Source organism: Streptomyces sp. NBC_01241, assembly GCF_041435435.1.
GTDB lineage: Bacteria > Actinomycetota > Actinomycetes > Streptomycetales > Streptomycetaceae > Streptomyces.
This window is the reverse complement of sequence record NZ_CP108494.1, coordinates 1,928,913-1,944,900: the sequence shown is the minus strand read 5'-3', so window position 1 is coordinate 1,944,900 and position 15,988 is coordinate 1,928,913. Positions and strand designations below refer to the sequence as shown.

Sequence of the window (15,988 nt, the reverse complement as noted above, 5' to 3'; positions counted from 1 at the left end):
GTGCTGTCCTGTGGCCCCGCTTACCGCCCTCCGGGACCGGTTCGTCGATCAGCCGGGCGGGGTGACGACCGGGCCGATCAGCTTGACCATCACCATGTGATATTAGGCAAACCAGGCCAACATCCCCGGCGGACCGCGGGAATTAATTGGCGCATGATGTGCCATCGCGCAATGCCGTCAACTACTAGATTGACCGACGGCACCACGAGGCCGGCCATAGCCTGCCCGTGCCGTTCACCGGCTGGGAATGCGAAAGTTGGTCACTATGCCTGGAATTCCTGGTGAACACCCGGTCCAGGCGCAATGTTTCAGTCCGCACCACCGCGCCCGGCCGGGCTGAATATGCCGGACAGGCGTGCCGTTCGCAGTATTTCCCGACCTGATCCGTTGTCCGGGTGCACCCCTGTGGCCGGCCGAGAGTATGAGGCACGTTCTGTGAAGGTTCGTACGAGGCGGTCGAGCACCCTGATCGCCGGGGGAATAGCAGTGGTGCTGCTGACAGGCTGCGGCTCCCAGGATCAGATCTGGCCGTTCGAGTCCAAGGAGAGGATGGTCGTCGGGATGTCCGACGGCATCCTCGCGACGGATCCGGCAGCGGGCTACGACCCGGGGTCCTGGCTGCTGTTCAGCAACGTCTTCCAGTCCTTGCTGAGCTTCCCGCCCGGGAGTTCCACCCCTGTGCCGGAGGCGGCCGAGGAGTGCCATTTCTCGGACGGCAGCAAGACCTATACCTGCACTCTGCGTGACGGGCTGAAGTTCAGCAACGGCAACAGCCTCACATCGGAGGACGTCAAATACTCCTTCGACCGGGCAATCGGAATCAACGACCCGGCGGGCCCGGCCCCGCTGCTCTCCACCATCTCGTCGATCACCACCCCGAGCGAGAAGACCGTCGTCTTCCACCTCAACGTGCCCGATGCGATATTTCCCAGCAAGATCGCATCGGGTGCCGGTTCCATCGTGGACCATCGCGTCTACCCCAAGAACCGGCTGCTCAAGGGCGGCAAGACGGTTGGCTCCGGCCCCTATCAGCTGGACTCCTTCGACAAGTCGAAGGCCGTCTTCTCGGTCTACTCCGGCTACCACGGAAACGCCGAGGTGAAGAACTCCGGCGTGACGCTGGAACTCTTCCGCGGCGACCAGCAGGCCCTCGAAACGTCCCTGGAAAAGGGCAAGGTCGACATCGCCTACCGTGGCCTCACCGCCAAGGCGATAGCTGCCCTGGACACCTCGCCCACCGCGCAGAACGACGGCCTCGAGGTGGTCCAGGGAAGCAGCGCCGAAGTCCAGCACATGGTCTTCAACGTCGCCGATCCCGTGGTCGGCAAGCTCGCTGTGCGCAAGGCCATCGCCTATCTCGTCGACCGCAACTCCCTGGTCAGCCAGGTCTACCAGTCCACGGCGGCACCGCTCTACTCGATCGTCCCGGTCGGCATCACCGGCCACGGCACCTCCTTCTTCGACACGTACGGCGACGTCCCGCAACCACAACGGGCGAAGGATCTCCTGCGGGACTCCGGTATCACCGACAAGGTGAAACTCACCCTCTGGTCCACTCCGAGCCGTTACGGACCCGCCACCGACGACGAACTGCGGACCATCGCCGGTCAGCTGAACAAGAGCGGACTCTTCGACGCCAGGATGAAGTCCGTCCCGTTCGAGCAATACGAGAAGGACATCTCCGAGGGCAAGTACGGCGTCTATGTCAAGGGCTGGGTGCCGGATTACCCCGACCCCGACAACTTCACCCAGCCGTTCTTCGGCAAGGGAAACGTCCTGTCGAACAATTACGAGAACGGCGAGATAACCAAGCAGATCATCCCGAGGACCTCGTCCATGACCGACCGCGCGGACACCCGGCAGGAGTTCATGAAGCTGCAGGACATCGTGGCGCGCCAGCTTCCGCTCCTGCCGCTCTGGCAGGGCAAGCAGTACGCGGTCGCCCACGAGAACGTCCGGGGCCTGCAGAACTGCCTGGACACCTCGACCGTCTTCCGGTTCTGGGAACTCAGCACCGCGGACTAGCCTCGAACTTTCGTGACGGTCCGCTGGTTCTCCGGCGGCCCGTCTTGGCTTGTTGGGGTCGTGGTGGGCAGGTGGGTGGCCCGGCTGTCGCGTCGGGTGGGCGCCGGGTTCCACGGCTCCGGTCGGGTGGTGGTGCTGCTCGCAGGGATGGGAGTCGGCTGGTCAGCCGGGGTTGGGGAGGGCCGCAAGTCGTTGGATCGCGCTGACGACGAGGTCGGTCCAGGGTCAGTGGCGTGTGAATCTCACGTGTCGGCGACGGGCGGTCGTGATGATCTGTGCGGCGGCAGAGAAGAGGCGGAGCCGCAGTCGGCGGGGCTCCCACCTGCGGGCTTTGCCGGTCAGAGCGAGCATGGGCATCCAGGCGAGCAGGTCCAGGGCGATCTGGACGATCTCCAGCCAGATGCGATTCTGCGCGGTGTCGTGCAGGGGCAGGTTGCGCAGGCCAGTGGCGCGGGCGGCGCGGATACGGTCCTCGGCTCTCGCCCGCTGGCGGTGCCGTAGTTCGAGTGCGGCAATGGGGATGTCGGTGGTGTTGGTGGCGAACGCGGTGAGCCGCAGCCCGTCGGCGTCGGTGAACCGCAACTGGGCGCCGGGGTGCCGGCGTTCTTTGCGGATGATCAGACGCATTCCCTTCGGCCAGCCCTTGAGTACGTCGCCGTCGAGTTCGGCGACCCACGCTCCGTGTCGGGTCTCGCCGTCCGGTTCGACGGCTGCTGTCCAGGCAGTGGGCGGGACAGTGAGGGCGGCCTCGTGGATGTGGTCGGTGATGGTCATGCCGACCGAGTACGACAGCCACCTGCCCCGCTGGGCGAGCCAGGCGGTGAACTCGTGGGTGCCGCCGGCGGAGTCGGTACGGATCAGCGTGTGGCGTCCGCGCCGGTACTTCTTCGGAAGCTGGGCCAGGGCGAGTTGGGCGGTGGTGATGTGGTCGGCGGCGGTGTTGCTGCCCGCGTTCCCGGGCCGCAGGAGCGCGGCCACCGGCTCCCCGGTGCCACCGCGTCCGTGGTCGACAAAGCCCATCAGCGGGTGGTGTCCGTAGGTCTTCTTCCAGGTCGCGACGGCGTCCTGCTTGTCGGAGTGGGCCAGCACCAGCAGTCCGTCCAGGTCCACGATCACCTGGCCCGAAGCGTCCGGCGACGAGCTCCCGGTCAGCTTCCAGACGTGTTCGCGGACCTTGGCCCGTGCGGACCGGATGGCGGTGAGAGCCTTCGGCCCGGCAGCGGCGAGGATATCGATGAGGCGGGAGACGGTCGGGTCGGAGGCCACCGGCCCGAACACTGCCGGCTCGGCCCGAAGCATCCCGACATCGGCCAGGCAGTCCCCGCCAAGGGCGACCGCGAGGGCCACGTCCAGCAGGACCTTGCACCGCCCGAGCCTTCCGCCACGGCGCGAGCGCCGCCGATATCGACGCATCCAACCCGGTCTTGCGGACCGTCTCGACCAGCAGGACGCCCCGGCCTGGGAGACCACTGCCTGGCCGCCGCCCTCGACGCGGACACGCGGGTAGGACCCGATACGCTTCTTCACTTGAGGAGTGCTTCTTTCCATGCGACGACCTGGACCTTAGACAAGTCCCATCGTTGCTGTTCAGGAGCACTCTTCGCGTTTCCGATCACACCTCGGACACTCGCCCACATGAAAGCCCATGGGTAGCACAATGTTCGGGCCAGCTGTACCCGATACGCTGGGTACAGCTGGCTCTTGGCCACAGCCATGCGGCGCGTTGACGCTGCACGGGTGCGGGCAGTCAGATGTGTTGCGCCACGAAATCGGCGACCTGCGTGCCGAGTTGTTGGCCTGCCCGGTTGTCGATGGAGGTGTGCTGGCCGGTCCATATCCGGCTGAGCCACGCTTCGGTGGCGGCGCGTTGGAAGCCGGCGAAGGTTCGGGTGACGCCCTTCGACGTCACCACGAGGTGGTGCTGCGCACCGTAGAACCTGGTGAGCGTCGTTGCCGCCGCCTGGCTGAGAGCGCCGTGGGCGGCGGGGTAGGACGGATCCGGGGCGGTCGGCAGCAGGGGGGTCCAGTTGGGATCGCCGGCGATGCGCGGGTTGTAGTGCGTACCACCGAGCCGGAGGGCGGTCACGGGCCGCCATACGCGGTAGGTGTACTTGGCGTCGTACATCGCGATCGCGGTGTCGGCGAGGGACAGGTTGAGCTGGGCGAAGACCTTCACCGCGTTCTCCAGGCTTGCGTGCTGGGAGGTGACCAGGTCCTGCGCGATCTGATTCCAGACGTTCCAGACGGGCGCTGCCGCCCAGAACTTCCCGGCTGCGGTCTGATCGGGGGTGCGGGTGGTACTGGTCTTTCTCCCCAGGCTCTTGACCTCATTCAAGGCTGTGGCGTACTCGGCGGTGCTGACGGCCGGCGGCGGCGCCGGGCGGAACTGGCTTCCTTTGGCAAGCACGAACGGCTTGACCGAGCCCCAGTTGGTGAACACCGGTGTGGGGAAGTCGGGCGGTGTGGGCCGGTAGCCGCCGGCCACGTTGCGGGGACTGAACGGCGGCGGCTTGGTCGAGGACCCATCATGGGATCGCAGGCTGATCAGCCGGCGGGCGACCTCGGCTCCCACGCGAATGCCCGCCTGCTTGCCGGGGCCGTTGGGAATCGCGGACAACTGGCTGCTCAGCCGTTGGTCCACGCTTGCGCGCTTGGCCGGGTACAGGGCCACCAGCACATCGTGGGCTGCTTGGTCCGCTGCGGCGTCTGCACGGGCGCCTCGCGGCGCCGACACCGAGAACAAGTAGGCAGGGCCGGCCCGGGTGACCGATACCACCGCGTCGTACTCGGCGGCCTGAAGGAGCGCGAAGCTGCGCGTGGGGTGGATGGTGGGCGGTTGGGCCTTCGGATCGCTCAGGACGGTGATGAGCTCACGGTTCCACTCCACGACCGACATCCCAGAGGGCCCGGTGGCGGCGCGCAGGGTTGGGGGGTGAGCAGGTGTGGTGGCGGTGGGCCCGAGGGCCAAGCCAGTGAGTCCGGCTGTCAGCGCAGTTCCGGTCAGTGCAGCCAGTATCTTGTGCTTTCCGTCCATATGCTGTGGCTCCCTGTGGTGGGTGGTGGGCTGGGGCAACCGGTGGTCATACACTTCGACCACGTGGGCCGCTTCGGGCCAGACGGTCAACGGGCACCACTGGGCGAGAGGGGAGTCCGCAGCGTGTGCCGCAAAGAAGTACTCCGGGCGCTTGCTGCGGAGTTCGACTGGGACGTGAAGCCGGTTCCGTCTGTCTGAGTCCCGTGCTGGGGCGGTCGTTGGAGTATCGCGACTGGACTCACTGGGGTACCGGCCCTTGAGGCGGCACGCGTCACCCGCACCCATGTTTCGAGGGGTTGACCGGGCGCGAGTGGCCATGCAACCTGATCACCTCTTTGCGTCATCAAGGTCGCTTGCCAGATACAGCCTGCGGGTTCCCGAAGCACGCCGCAACTCCGGCCTGTGGTCATCTGGCTACAGTCGGCTGCGCCGGTTGCTGGTCGGTGCCCGACGAGCCCCGCCTTTCGCACTGGTACGACGGCGAGGTCAAAGCGCCGCCTACAGCCGCTTCCACTCGGGCACGAGCCAGCGGCCGGTTGCCCGCAGAGCGCGCAGCGGAGAAACGCTTGGGTCGGAGACGGGCATGGTTGGTCCGTAGGCCCTTCGCAGAAGCTTGCCTCCGGCGTGGTGGCCGTAGACGAAGCAGATGACCACCCCGGCAGAGGCCGCGGTCACCGCGGCCGCGATTGTGCTGAGCAGGCTGACGATGAGGCGGTCTCCCTGCTTGCCGTCGCATGTCGCCACGTCGAAGCGGCGTGAACGACACCGACTCCGTTATATGGCTCCGCCGGAGTACACGTTGTACTCCAGGGGCAGCGCCTCGGTGATCGCTGCTCGGTGCTGCGTCTTCGAGGGTTGTGCGGCGCGGCCGTAGCCGCCTCCTGGTGGCCTTGCCGGGCAGGTGCCGCTTCTCGATCCCCGTGCGAATGGTGCGTATCGGTCCGCCGTTGTCACGGTCACTCTGAACCGAAATACCTCAGTAGCCGGGCACGGGTACTACGTACTCGTCCCCAACCTCTTCAACCGGCACGGCCCGGCACCGCTGATCGAGCTTTGCGAGCACATCGGAGAAGAGGTCCGGCCCGCGCTCACGGCCCAGCTGATGCCGTTGATCGAGGCACACACCGCCGAACGCGTACTGCGTGACGCCGACGCCTACCTCCAGAACCGCCTGCGCGGCGCCGGATTTATCCTGCGTTCCAAGGCGCCCGAGCTGGTCTGCCAGGAGATCTACGCCCTCCTCACCGTCTAGCAGACACTGCGCGCTGCAGACGCGCACGGCAGAACCCGGCGGGACCGATCCCGACCGGATCTCCTTCACCGTCACCATGCAGGTCACCCGGCTGGCCGTCGCTGCCCAGGCCGCAGCAGACCCCACCACACTGTCCGCCGCCCGTCGCGAGGTCACCACAGAGCTCTTGGTCGCCCTCCTCCCACCCCGCGGCAACAGGCAGTGCCAACGATCAGAAGCCGTCCAAGAACACCTTCGAGGTCAGAAAGCGCGACCAGCCCCGCACTCCCAGTAGCGTCCGCTACACACTCAAAGTCACCAGGCACCCAGACCTGACCTGCACTGACGCGCTAACTCACCGGCAATGATGGTCAGAGGCACTTTTCGCTGAGCTGACCACCTATCGGACAGCCCGCTTCATGAAAGCGCGAGGCTAGGGCGTGTATCGGAAGTCGATCTCGAGATGGAATGATCTTGCTCTGTGGCGCGTGGAGATCTGACGGATACGCAGTGGGCTCGCCCGGAGCCGTTGTTGCCTAGGGGCAAGAAGCCGGGGCGGCCGTCGATATGGATGAGGCGGCAACTCATCGACGGCATACGGTTTCGGACCCGCACAGGTGCCCCATGGCGGGACGTCCCCGAGCGGTATGGCCCGTGGGGCCGGGTGTACGACCTGTTCCGGCGCTGGCAGCGGGACGGCACCTGGCAGCAAATCTTCGCCGAGCTGCAGGCCCAGGCGGACGCCAGGAAACTCATCACCTGGGACATCGACGTCGACTCCACTGTCTGCCGGGCCCACCAGCATGCCGCCGGAGCGCGGAAAAGGGGGCTCTGCAGAAGGAGCCGCCCGGCGGCGTCGCCATCGAGCCGGACGACCATGGACTCGGACGCTCGCGAGGCGGCCTGACAACGAAGCTGCACCTGGCCGTCGAGCAGGGCCAGAAGCCCATGTCGATCGTCATCACCGCCGGACAGCGTGGAGATTCCCCGCAGTTCGAGCCTGTCCTGAAGAAGATCCGCGTCGCCCGTACCGGACCAGGCAGACCGCGTACACGCCCGGACCGGGTCCGCGCCGACAAGGCGTACGCCTCCCGCAAGAACCGTGCCTACCTGCGGCGTCGCGGCATCCGCTGCACCATCCCGGACAAGGTCGACCACGTCCGCAACCGCAAGAAGCTCGGCTCGCGCGGCGGTCGCCCGCCGAAGTTCGACAAGATCGACTATCGCGAGCGCCACGCGGTCGAATGCGGCATCAACCGCCTCAAGAGGAACCGAGCCGTCGCCACGAGATACGACAAACTCGCGGTCCGCTATGAAGCAACAGTGCTGGTCGCGGCCATCAACGAATGGATATGACTGGCCCCACCTCGCTCCCAGTCGCTAACCTCGGCCCTCATGAACCAGCGGCAGCGAAAGAAGCTCTCCCGGCGCCTCTTCAACGCAATTCCGCTGGGTGACACCGCTGTCGTGAAGGCGGTACTGCGGGCTGGGGCCGACCCGGAGCAAGCCGACGGCGAAGGCACCACCCCTCTGTACGCCGCATCCGTGAACGGAGAAGCCGAGATCGCCCGCCTGCTTCTGGCCGCCGGCGCCTCCCCTGACACCGAGAGCAGCGGAATCGGCGCAGAGGGCACGCCGTTGTGTGCAGCCGCATGCTGGGGGCACACCGAGACAGTGCGCGAGCTGTTGGCGCATGGTGCCGATCCGAATGTGCAGGAAGATCACGGCACAGGCTGGTCCCCCTTGGACTGGGCGAACAATGGCCCCCACCCCGCAACTGTCGCTCTCCTCACCACGGCGGGCGCCACCACCAGCGGGCGAACGACATAGCAGCGACGTTCGTCATCACGAATCCCATTAGTTGGATGGATCTCAAGAGCCACTTTCGCAACACGCCCTAGTGTTCCCCGCCATCAGTCGGCATCACCGCGAGGTCGGTGGCGATCCGGCCCGGGTCGTGGCCAGTGCCGTGTGGCCGAAGTGGTCCCAATGCACTGGAGTACGCGCGGGCAGCTCACCGCCGCTGGAGTACGGGAAACTTGCATCTCGGAAGTGCCTTGCCGATCGTGCGTGCTGGAAGCCTCAAGAACTCCCATCATCGCAGGTCACAAGGCATTTCCTTGTTTTCCGAAGAGTCATCCACAGCCATCGGATCGGTGGATCAAGGCTTAGCCGAAGGCTAGGCGTGCACCTGCCATTCCGCCTGAGGGATCTGGCTCTCGGAGGTTTCTCCGACGCGATCAGCCCACTCGCGAGCGACGAAGACCGGGCGCGTGAGGAGAATGTCTCCAGCGCGTTGTGCACGCAGCCGCAGTCCGAGTCCATCGGTCCCGGGGTCGACTTCGTTGACGGTTGGCCGCGGCTGCGGAGGTTGCTGTACTTCGGTCCCGACGCGGTCACAGTGCGACCGCGTCGGCGAGCAGGTCTACCTGTTCCAGTCCGCCGCCGTGGGCGAAGAGGATGAGTTCGTCGCAGCCCGCCTCGGCGTAGGCAGCGACCTCGCGGGCCACTCCTTCGGGCGTGGACAGACCGGCTTCGATGCTTTCGCGGGTGTAGGTGCCAGAGGTGTAGTAGTTCGCAAGGCGGCTGTGCAGGCGTTGCTCTGCTTCCGGACCCAGCGAGAAGTGCGCGGTCGCCACCAGGCGGGGCGCCCCCGCTTTGCCCGCGTCCTGCCACGCCTGTCGGACCTGTGGGAGGAAGGCCCGGAAGTTGTCCACGCCCTGGGCGCCACTGATCCAGCCGCGACCATAGGTGGTCATCCGCCGCAGTGCGGGCTTGGTGAACCCACCGAACAGCATCGGGGGGCCACCAGCCGTGGCCGGACGTGGTCCGATACCGCCGTGGTCCTGCCACTGCCGGGTGGCCTGTTCGAGCAGTGCGTCGAACAGCTTGCCGCGCTGCCGGAAATCGACCCCGCTTGCGCTGTAGTCGTCCTCCCTGGCGCCGGGTGCCAGGCCCAGCACGAGCCGGCCATCGGACAGGCGGTCGAGCGTGGCTGCGGACTTGGCGAACAGCGCATGGTTGGCGCGCAGCGGGGCCAGCAGGATGGTGGTGGTCAGACGGATGCGCGAAGTCGCTCCGGCCGCGACGGCAAGTGCGGTCAGCGGCTCGTAGGTGTCGTAGACAAGGCGGTCGGTAGTGCCGAGCGTGGAGAAGCCGCGCTCCTCGGCGCGTCTTGCCCAGTCCACGATCGACAGGTCCGGGTCGGGGTGCAGGGCCTGTAGCCCGATTCCGATGTCCATGGGGGCGTGTTCCTCGCGGGTCGAGCGTGCGTGGGGCGTGTCCCGTCTCGAGCGGGTCCGTCCGGACGATCGCGACTGCTGATCAGGCACTCGGAGACGGTTGAGCCGGGGCGTGATCAGGTTGCTTGCCGCGGTTGCGCGGCGCAGGGCTATCGGCGTGCGCCGCGGCAGGCTTGGGCTGTGGCAGCCAGGCGTGGACCGTTGATCAGGGTTGTCCGGAGTCGCTGTAGCGTCCTCCGGCGGATTGGTTCCAGACGCGTCGGTTGCTCATTTCGGAGATGTAGTCGACGTGTGCCTGCAGCGGCCAGGAGAGCCGCTTCCAGTCGCCGATGATGTACGTCATGTTGTAGGGGCCTTCGGCCGGGGTGGTCAGGTATGTGGGCGCCACCTGCTTGTAGTAGGCCTCGACGGCCTCGGGGAGTTTGTCGGCGCTGTCGGTGAGCAGCAGCGGGGAGTGGAAGCCGAGGTGGGACAGGGGCGCCGAGGCGACCGCGCCCTGCCAGTCGTCCCGCCTGACGAGGGTGAAGCCGTGGCCCGGTCCGGTGATGTTCCAGCCCACCATGCCCGCGGGGTCCCACATCTTGGCGAACGCGATGGCGGTGGTCTCCGGTGTGTTCTTCGGGGTCGCGTTGAAGTCGACGGGGTCGTCGTTGGTGATGCGCTGCACGGCACCGTAGGCATTGAGCTGCTTGGCGACGGCGGGGGATATCTGGTCCGGTCCGCCCCACAGGTAGATGGTGGCTCGGCCCATGCGGCGTTTGAGCGCGGTGACGGTCTCCGGCGGGATGCCGTCCCGGGTGACCCACAGAATTGCGGTGGGCATGTGGGAGGACCAGTGGGTGGCTGGCAGGGCGTACTCCCAGGAGTTCGTGGACGCGATCATCACGTCCATCATTCCGGCGCCCCCTTGGCTGCCGCTGTTACCCATCTGCGGTACGCCGGTGTCCGGGTTCTGGATGCTGCCGTAGACACGGTCGACGGCGTCGGCGAGCCCTGGGATGGTGGGCGAGGTGATGCTCTGGAAGGTCATGCCGATGGCCTTGAGCTGCGCCTGGACAGCCGGGTTGGCCGCCGCGCCCACCAGGAAGGCGTCGATGTTGTGGTGGCGGCTGATGCCCGTGTCGCCGAGGCGCTTGAGCTCGTTCAGAGTGACCTGGGGGATGCCGGTCTTGGTGAGGTAGAGGATGGGCGCGTCATCGGGGAAGTGGATGAGAGGGACGGCGGTGATGCCCGTCAGCGGATCGTCGGTGGTGATCAGGGTGACGGCCCAGGGCCGGTCTGGGACGTTGTCGTTCTCCCCCGGGGCGTTTTCCGGGAGCGCGGCCGGCCAGATGTGTTGGGTGACGGACACCGCCTCCTGGAAGGGGTCGGAGCCGTAGAGCCGCTGGGTGGTCTTGGTGCCGATGGTGGGCACCAGGGTTGGCGCCTCGGGTGGTGGAGGGACCTGGAAATCGCCGCTGCCGGTGGGCCGGCCGAAGGGGTAGCGGTTCGGGTCGGGCGGTGTGGGACCTGCGGCAGGGAGCGCCGCCACCAGCGTGGTGGCCATCAGCGCCGCTCCGCACGCCAGCAATGCCGTCAGCGCCCGTATAGGTATGCGCCTGGGGAGTATGCGGCCGGGCCGCACGTGTCGTGTCACCAAGGGGACAGTCTCCTCACCCTGGGGGTTGCCCCAGTGCTGGACCGGGAGTGCGGCGCCGCTGTCCGCGCAACGTCCCAGTAAACGAATTCCGCCGAAAAGGAGGGCCCGATGCCCGGCTGGGCGGTCCGGTCACTCGGCGGGAAGCACACCGCGGCTCTGTCAGGTCCCAGCATCAGCGGATCAGTGCCCGCCGTCGCGTCCGGACGGACATACGAGTGATCTGGAGTGATCGCCGAGGCGCCAGGGACGCTTGCAGCGGTGGCGAGCTGGGTTTCTGGTGCCGTGGGAGGGCCGGTTCCGCCTGTCCCTGCCGTACCGCCGGTGCCGCTGGTACCCAGCGTCCCTGGTCCTGCCTGTGCCTCCCGTACCGTCGCTTTCGTGGTCCTCGCAGAGCTGGGACTTACTCCGGTCCAAGCTGCGTTTGTGGGACGTCGGTGCGCAGCAGCCGCGGCCGCGCTCGATGGACCAGGCCACGTTGTAGCCGTCCGGTCCGGCGAGGTGCACCGTACCCATGTGCCGGGCAGTGTTCGACATCAAGGCGCCGCCTGTATCTCCGCCTGCTCAGCCGCGCACCAGTGGCAGCGAGGCGAGGCGGCTGTCGATGGTCACAGCCACGAACTCCGGTACCTCGAAGTCGTTTTTGATGCCGGACCACGAGGCAGTCAGCGCTTCCACCGTCTCCCGCACGGTATCCGTGATCAACTCCGGTGAAAGCCTGAGCGCCGGGGAGAGCCCGCGGAAACTCTCCGTGGTGATCAGCTCGGTGTTCGTGTTGCCACCGAGTGGGAAAGCGAGCTTGTGGTCGGCCTTCGGGTACGCGGTGACACACACCAGGTCGTACGCCGGAGACAGTCGTGCCTGACGAACGGTGGGGTAGCGCAGAGTCCAGTTCTTGAGGTGTGCGTCGGCATTGCCCATGAGGGTGAAAGCGGCGAGACGGCGAAGGTACTCGACGGCATCCTCAACAGGGCACACGGCGCTGATGACACGTCCGATGCCTTCGTAATTGGCTTTGTCGTACTTTGCCTCAGCGGATACCTCGCGTACCTGCGCGAAGTCTTCCTGATGCACACGTCCGTCGTCCGTACGGTCGAACCGCCGGATCGCAAGAGCGTGTTCATCCGGTCCGATCGTGCCCTCGGGCAGATTCCGGATGAGGGTGCCTGGTACGAGATGGGACTCGGGAACGTCGATTCCGGCCCTTCCGGCCCACTGAAGCATGGCGAACTCGTTCTCCGGGACAGCGGGAAAACGCTGGTCGGGTAGTTTTACGATCCAGTCGCCACCGCTGCCCGTGGCAGGGAGTACGAGGGCCTTTCCCTCGTATCGCATCGAGAACTTCGGCTGGACTCCGGCCAGTGAGAAACGCAGCGCGTGTTCGTGCTCACACACGCTGGTGGGTTCGTGGTCCGGGAGCCCGTCGAGCGGAACGTCAGGAACCACCCGGACCGCGCCCGGCAGGTCCTCGCCCAGGTGGCTGAGCAGTACGAAGTCGTGGAGCTTCTTCTTGCTGAGTTCCGTGGCGATCATGTGCCGCAGACCGCTGCCGGGTTCCGGTAGCAGGTTGGCGAACCATTCCGGGACGCTTCCGCTCCCCGAGCGGCGTTTGCGTGGATCCCGCTCGAATCCCTGCCCCAGAACCGGGTGTTCCGCGCTCAGATCAGTGTAATCGAACCAGGTGTTGCCGTCGTGATAACCGAGAACCCCTACCCGTCGGTCGTCAAGAAATACTGAGGCGGTCACATCGCGTTGCATGGCTTTCTCCTTAGATTTCGAACCAGGATTCAGGTTCCGGACCATCCGGAAATCCCCAGAGCGCCATGCTTTGCACATGTCGGGCGATAGTAGATCCAGCGAGCTTCGCACGATGAAGGACAAAGTCTTCATCGTGCCATTCCAGTGCGTGCACGCTTTTCGTATCGAGGCAGTGCGAACGCAGTTCCGCCTCGCCCGTTGTTTCGCAGATCACCGTCCATGGGGGCAATTCCATGGCTGGATGAACCAGTCTGCTGGCGATCGTCCGATCCCCGGGCAGGATCGGCAGCAACGGTGAGTTTCCGCTGTCGAGCATCTCGTTGAGAAGTCTTGTCCGGTCGAGGCGTGTGCCGGCCGGGTAGTGGGTTCCGTCCTGCCCGCGCGCCGGGGTGAGGAGAACCGGTTTGGCCGAGAGCAGCCCGAGTACGTTGAGCTTCGCCTGGGCGCGGTTCAGGGCGGTTTGCGTCAGATCGGGTGACCATTGCTCGCCGCCCGGCGGCAGGATCGCCAGCAGTCGGCCTGCACTGGCCGCAGGGTCGCCGTACACCGCACTGGCGTTGCGGCGCAGTGCGACCGTATTGCCCTGCGGGGCCGCTCCCACTGCGGAACCACGCCAGATCCAGCGGCGCAGCAGTTCTGCGGCCCTGGCCTCGGGAGAGCCGAACAGGGCTGCGTACCGGGTGAGTACGGGGACGAACAGAGCGTAGGGCAGGAGCCGGAGGTGAGGGATGCCGACGTATTCGCGTAGGTATTCAACGACGATCCTCAGGGCTTTCTCCGTCGTGGCGAAAGATGCGCGTCGGTCCTCGTCGCTCTTGAATTCATGGCGGAAGTCGCGGTCCACCTTTCCCCCGCGTACCGCCATCACGCTCTGCATCAATGTCTGCTCCGTGAAATCTCCGAAATCGAGTGCTGTGATCCTTTCGTGCAATGCGTCGATATCGGAGGGCTGAACATCGAGTGGGCCGGAATGAAGAGCCCGGAAGATCTCGGACCGCTTGAGTGATTTCCCGAATGTATTCATCCGGTCGAAGATCTCGGTGAGGGCCTTTTCGTCATCGCCCTCGATTTCGTACATGGGGATCTCGTAGGTGCGGATGGCTGTACCGACGGTGTCGCACAGGTCGTATTGTTTCTCGGTCAGCCAGGGGCGATCCCGTTGCCATGCGATCAGCCGACGGTTGTCCTGGGCGACCCAGACGGGAAGCCAGTGTTCGCGCGGCCGCTGAGAATGAGGGGCGGAGACGAACTTCTCCGCCTGTAGGTCGAAGAAGATACGGAACCGCCGGTCGACCGTTTCCTCGGATGCCGTGAGGGCGCCGATCAGTGTGGTGAGCCGCTGCTGGCCGTCCACCACCCATAGGGCGTCGGAGTGTTCCGGCGCTTCGATCTGCAACTCGCCCACAGTGATCTCGGCTGCGGGGGCGGGTTTACGCCACATGAGGAGATTGCCGATCGGGTATCCGCGCAGGATGCTGTCGAACAGCCGCTCCGCGTCCGACGCGTCCCATACGTAGGACCGCTGAAAATGAGGGATGCGGATGCGTCCGGTCCTGGCCCACTCGGTCAGCCTGAGCGGATCGACACGGCTCACCTTCGGTTGGGTCACGCCTGCCATGCTCCACCTTCCAGAACGTTTGTGGTGTGAGGTGGCCATGGCCGCATGGCGGCGCTCACGACGGTCACCGGAGGTCCTTCAGCAGCGTGCCGTCCTCGGTCGCGAAGACCTTCCAGCCGTTCTGCTGGTTTCCCGCGAGCGCGGTGGCGGCACTGGACGGCGTCGCGTGGACGCTGCCGTCGTTGAGCCTCAATCCTCCGCCATCGACCACGACAGCGTGGTGGACCTGTTTGAGGTTGCGGCGGCGCCACACCAGTCGCTGCCCCACGTGCAGTCGCCCCTCGGTGATCAGGGCTGCCAGGGGGGAGTCGTCGGCAGGTGAATGCACGGGGGACGCCGGACGCCCAGCCTGTGTCGCCGACGGGTCGGCCAGGCCGAGCAGCCTGCGGATGACGCTGTTGGGTGTGTCGGTGAACGGCTCCGCCAGACTCTGCAGCCTGGCAAACACGTCGTCGTCCACACGGATCGTTCGACTCATTTGACTTCCGCTCTGACTGACTCATATGTGACAGTCGATAGCGTAATGCTGGATCGGCGTCCGTTGCACCGAACTGCCCGTTGCCCTGCAAACGGCAGTGCATGCCCCCATGGATGGTGCCGTGCCCCACCCGCGGGAATGGGCGGGTTCGCCGCTCTGTTCGATCTCTTGTGCGGAGGATCACCTCACGCTGCCCGAGACCCTGGAGAGAAGAAGAAACATGCGCGTCGAGATCTGGAGCGACATCGCCTGCCCCTGGTGCTACATAGGGAAGGCCCGCTTCGAGAAGGGACTGGCGGGGTTCGCCCACCGCGACGACGTCGAGGTCGTGCACCGGTCCTTCGAGCTCGACCCCGCGTACCCCAAGGGTGACACCACGCAGGTGATCGACATGCTGGTGCAGAAGTACGGGCGCACCCGTGAAGAGGCGCGGGCCATGGAGGCGAACGTCGCGGCCAACGCGCAGTCCGAAGGGCTCGGCTACCTCACCGAGGGCCGTGACCACGGCAACACCTTCGACATCCACCGGCTGCTCCACCTGGCCAAGGCCCGGGGCCGCCAGGACGAGCTGCTGAGCCTCGCCTACCGGGCGAATTTCGCCGAGGAGCGTTCCGTCTTCGACGGTGACGTGCTGGTCGAGCTGGCCGTCGAGGCCGGTCTCGACGCCGACGAGGTGCGGGCCGTTCTCGCCGATCCGGAGGCCTACGCCGCCGAGGTGCGGGCCGACGAGCGGGAGGCGTCCGAGCTGGGGGCCAACGCCGTGCCGTTCTTCGTGTTCGACCGGCGGTACGGGATCTCCGGCGGCCAGCCCGCCGAGGTGTTCGCCCAGGCACTCGAACAGGCGTGGCGGGACCGGCCGCTCACGGCGATCGGCGGGGACGCCGCGGCGTGCGACGCCGACGGCGCCTGCGAGGTTCCGCAGACCGGAAACAATGCCTGAGTCCGTCGGCCGGGGGTCATGCCCGA

General features: G+C 66.3%; 12 protein-coding genes and 1 pseudogene. 5 read left to right on the top strand and 8 right to left on the bottom strand.

Going from position 1 to position 15,988, the window contains the following annotated elements; genetic code table 11:
- Positions 1 to 435: 435 nt before the first annotated feature.
- Positions 436 to 2,025, top strand: coding sequence for an ABC transporter substrate-binding protein (locus OG306_RS08375; protein WP_266745471.1), 1,590 nt, complete (start codon positions 436 to 438; stop codon positions 2,023 to 2,025).
- A 225-nt stretch (positions 2,026 to 2,250) separates the two neighbouring features.
- Here the strand turns inward: OG306_RS08375 and OG306_RS08370 are convergent, their stop codons facing one another.
- From OG306_RS08370 to OG306_RS08360, 3 genes are all read right to left on the bottom strand, one after another.
- Positions 2,251 to 3,573: an IS1380 family transposase gene (locus OG306_RS08370; RefSeq protein WP_266907035.1), complete on the bottom strand. Its 1,323-nt coding sequence runs from the start codon at positions 3,571 to 3,573 to the stop codon at positions 2,251 to 2,253.
- A 199-nt stretch (positions 3,574 to 3,772) separates the two neighbouring features.
- The gene (locus tag OG306_RS08365) at positions 3,773 to 5,149 is read right to left on the bottom strand and encodes a vanadium-dependent haloperoxidase (protein WP_406735420.1); all 1,377 of its coding nucleotides are present in this window, start codon (positions 5,147 to 5,149) and stop codon (positions 3,773 to 3,775) included.
- Positions 5,150 to 5,557: 408 nt separating this feature from the next.
- Positions 5,558 to 5,803: a hypothetical protein gene (locus OG306_RS08360; RefSeq protein ID WP_266745466.1), complete on the bottom strand. Its 246-nt coding sequence runs from the start codon at positions 5,801 to 5,803 to the stop codon at positions 5,558 to 5,560.
- Between the two features lie 217 nt (positions 5,804 to 6,020).
- Here OG306_RS08360 and OG306_RS08355 point away from each other — a divergent pair.
- The 3 genes and pseudogenes from OG306_RS08355 to OG306_RS08345 form a co-directional block, all read left to right on the top strand.
- Positions 6,021 to 6,221: pseudogene (locus OG306_RS08355) on the top strand (dienelactone hydrolase family protein); the annotation flags it as partial.
- Between the two features lie 550 nt (positions 6,222 to 6,771).
- Positions 6,772 to 7,646 (top strand): IS5 family transposase gene (locus OG306_RS08350; RefSeq protein ID WP_371665216.1). Its coding sequence is split into 2 segments (ribosomal slippage): positions 6,772 to 7,162 and positions 7,162 to 7,646, totalling 876 coding nucleotides; the frame shifts between segments, so codons are not numbered across the junction.
- A 39-nt stretch (positions 7,647 to 7,685) separates the two neighbouring features.
- Complete coding sequence (locus OG306_RS08345) at positions 7,686 to 8,120, top strand: ankyrin repeat domain-containing protein (RefSeq protein WP_266907036.1); 435 nt, start codon at positions 7,686 to 7,688, stop codon at positions 8,118 to 8,120.
- A 566-nt stretch (positions 8,121 to 8,686) separates the two neighbouring features.
- On the opposite strand, the gene OG306_RS08340 is transcribed toward OG306_RS08345, so the two are convergent.
- The 5 genes from OG306_RS08340 to OG306_RS08320 all read right to left on the bottom strand — a co-directional run bounded on the left by OG306_RS08340 (position 8,687) and on the right by OG306_RS08320 (position 15,022).
- A complete protein-coding gene (locus OG306_RS08340) occupies positions 8,687 to 9,532 on the bottom strand; it encodes an LLM class flavin-dependent oxidoreductase (RefSeq protein WP_266745464.1) in 846 nt (281 codons plus the stop codon).
- A gap of 205 nt (positions 9,533 to 9,737) precedes the next feature.
- On the bottom strand, positions 9,738 to 11,078 hold the full coding sequence (locus OG306_RS08335; RefSeq protein ID WP_371665215.1) for a hypothetical protein: 1,341 nt from the start codon (positions 11,076 to 11,078) through the stop codon (positions 9,738 to 9,740).
- A gap of 654 nt (positions 11,079 to 11,732) precedes the next feature.
- Positions 11,733 to 13,049 (bottom strand): type II toxin-antitoxin system HipA family toxin, encoded by a 1,317-nt coding sequence (locus OG306_RS08330; protein WP_371665214.1) that lies wholly within the window; start codon positions 13,047 to 13,049, stop codon positions 11,733 to 11,735.
- Entirely contained in the window at positions 12,937 to 14,544 is a 1,608-nt protein-coding gene (locus OG306_RS08325) for a DUF262 domain-containing protein (protein WP_266745461.1), read from the bottom strand. The genes OG306_RS08330 and OG306_RS08325 overlap by 113 nt, the downstream gene beginning before the upstream one ends.
- Positions 14,545 to 14,608: 64 nt before the next feature.
- The gene (locus tag OG306_RS08320; protein ID WP_266745460.1) at positions 14,609 to 15,022 is read right to left on the bottom strand and encodes a hypothetical protein; all 414 of its coding nucleotides are present in this window, start codon (positions 15,020 to 15,022) and stop codon (positions 14,609 to 14,611) included.
- A gap of 220 nt (positions 15,023 to 15,242) precedes the next feature.
- Between OG306_RS08320 and OG306_RS08315 the strand changes: the two genes are divergently transcribed.
- On the top strand, positions 15,243 to 15,962 hold the full coding sequence (locus OG306_RS08315) for a DsbA family oxidoreductase (protein ID WP_266745459.1): 720 nt from the start codon (positions 15,243 to 15,245) through the stop codon (positions 15,960 to 15,962).
- Positions 15,963 to 15,988: the final 26 nt, after the last annotated feature.

Bases quoted from the DNA above. Each gene is read 5' to 3' on its own strand.
- OG306_RS08315 (WP_266745459.1), top strand. From the start codon at position 15,243: ATGCGCGTCGAGATCTGGAGCGACATCGCCTGCCCCTGGTGCTACATA.
- OG306_RS08345 (WP_266907036.1), top strand. From the start codon at position 7,686: ATGAACCAGCGGCAGCGAAAGAAGCTCTCCCGGCGCCTCTTCAACGCA.
- OG306_RS08340 (WP_266745464.1), bottom strand. From the start codon at position 9,532: ATGGACATCGGAATCGGGCTACAGGCCCTGCACCCCGACCCGGACCTG.
- OG306_RS08335 (WP_371665215.1), bottom strand. From the start codon at position 11,078: ATGGCCACCACGCTGGTGGCGGCGCTCCCTGCCGCAGGTCCCACACCG.
- OG306_RS08320 (WP_266745460.1), bottom strand. From the start codon at position 15,022: ATGAGTCGAACGATCCGTGTGGACGACGACGTGTTTGCCAGGCTGCAG.
- OG306_RS08370 (WP_266907035.1), bottom strand. From the start codon at position 3,573: ATGGAAAGAAGCACTCCTCAAGTGAAGAAGCGTATCGGGTCCTACCCG.
- OG306_RS08325 (WP_266745461.1), bottom strand. From the start codon at position 14,544: ATGGCAGGCGTGACCCAACCGAAGGTGAGCCGTGTCGATCCGCTCAGG.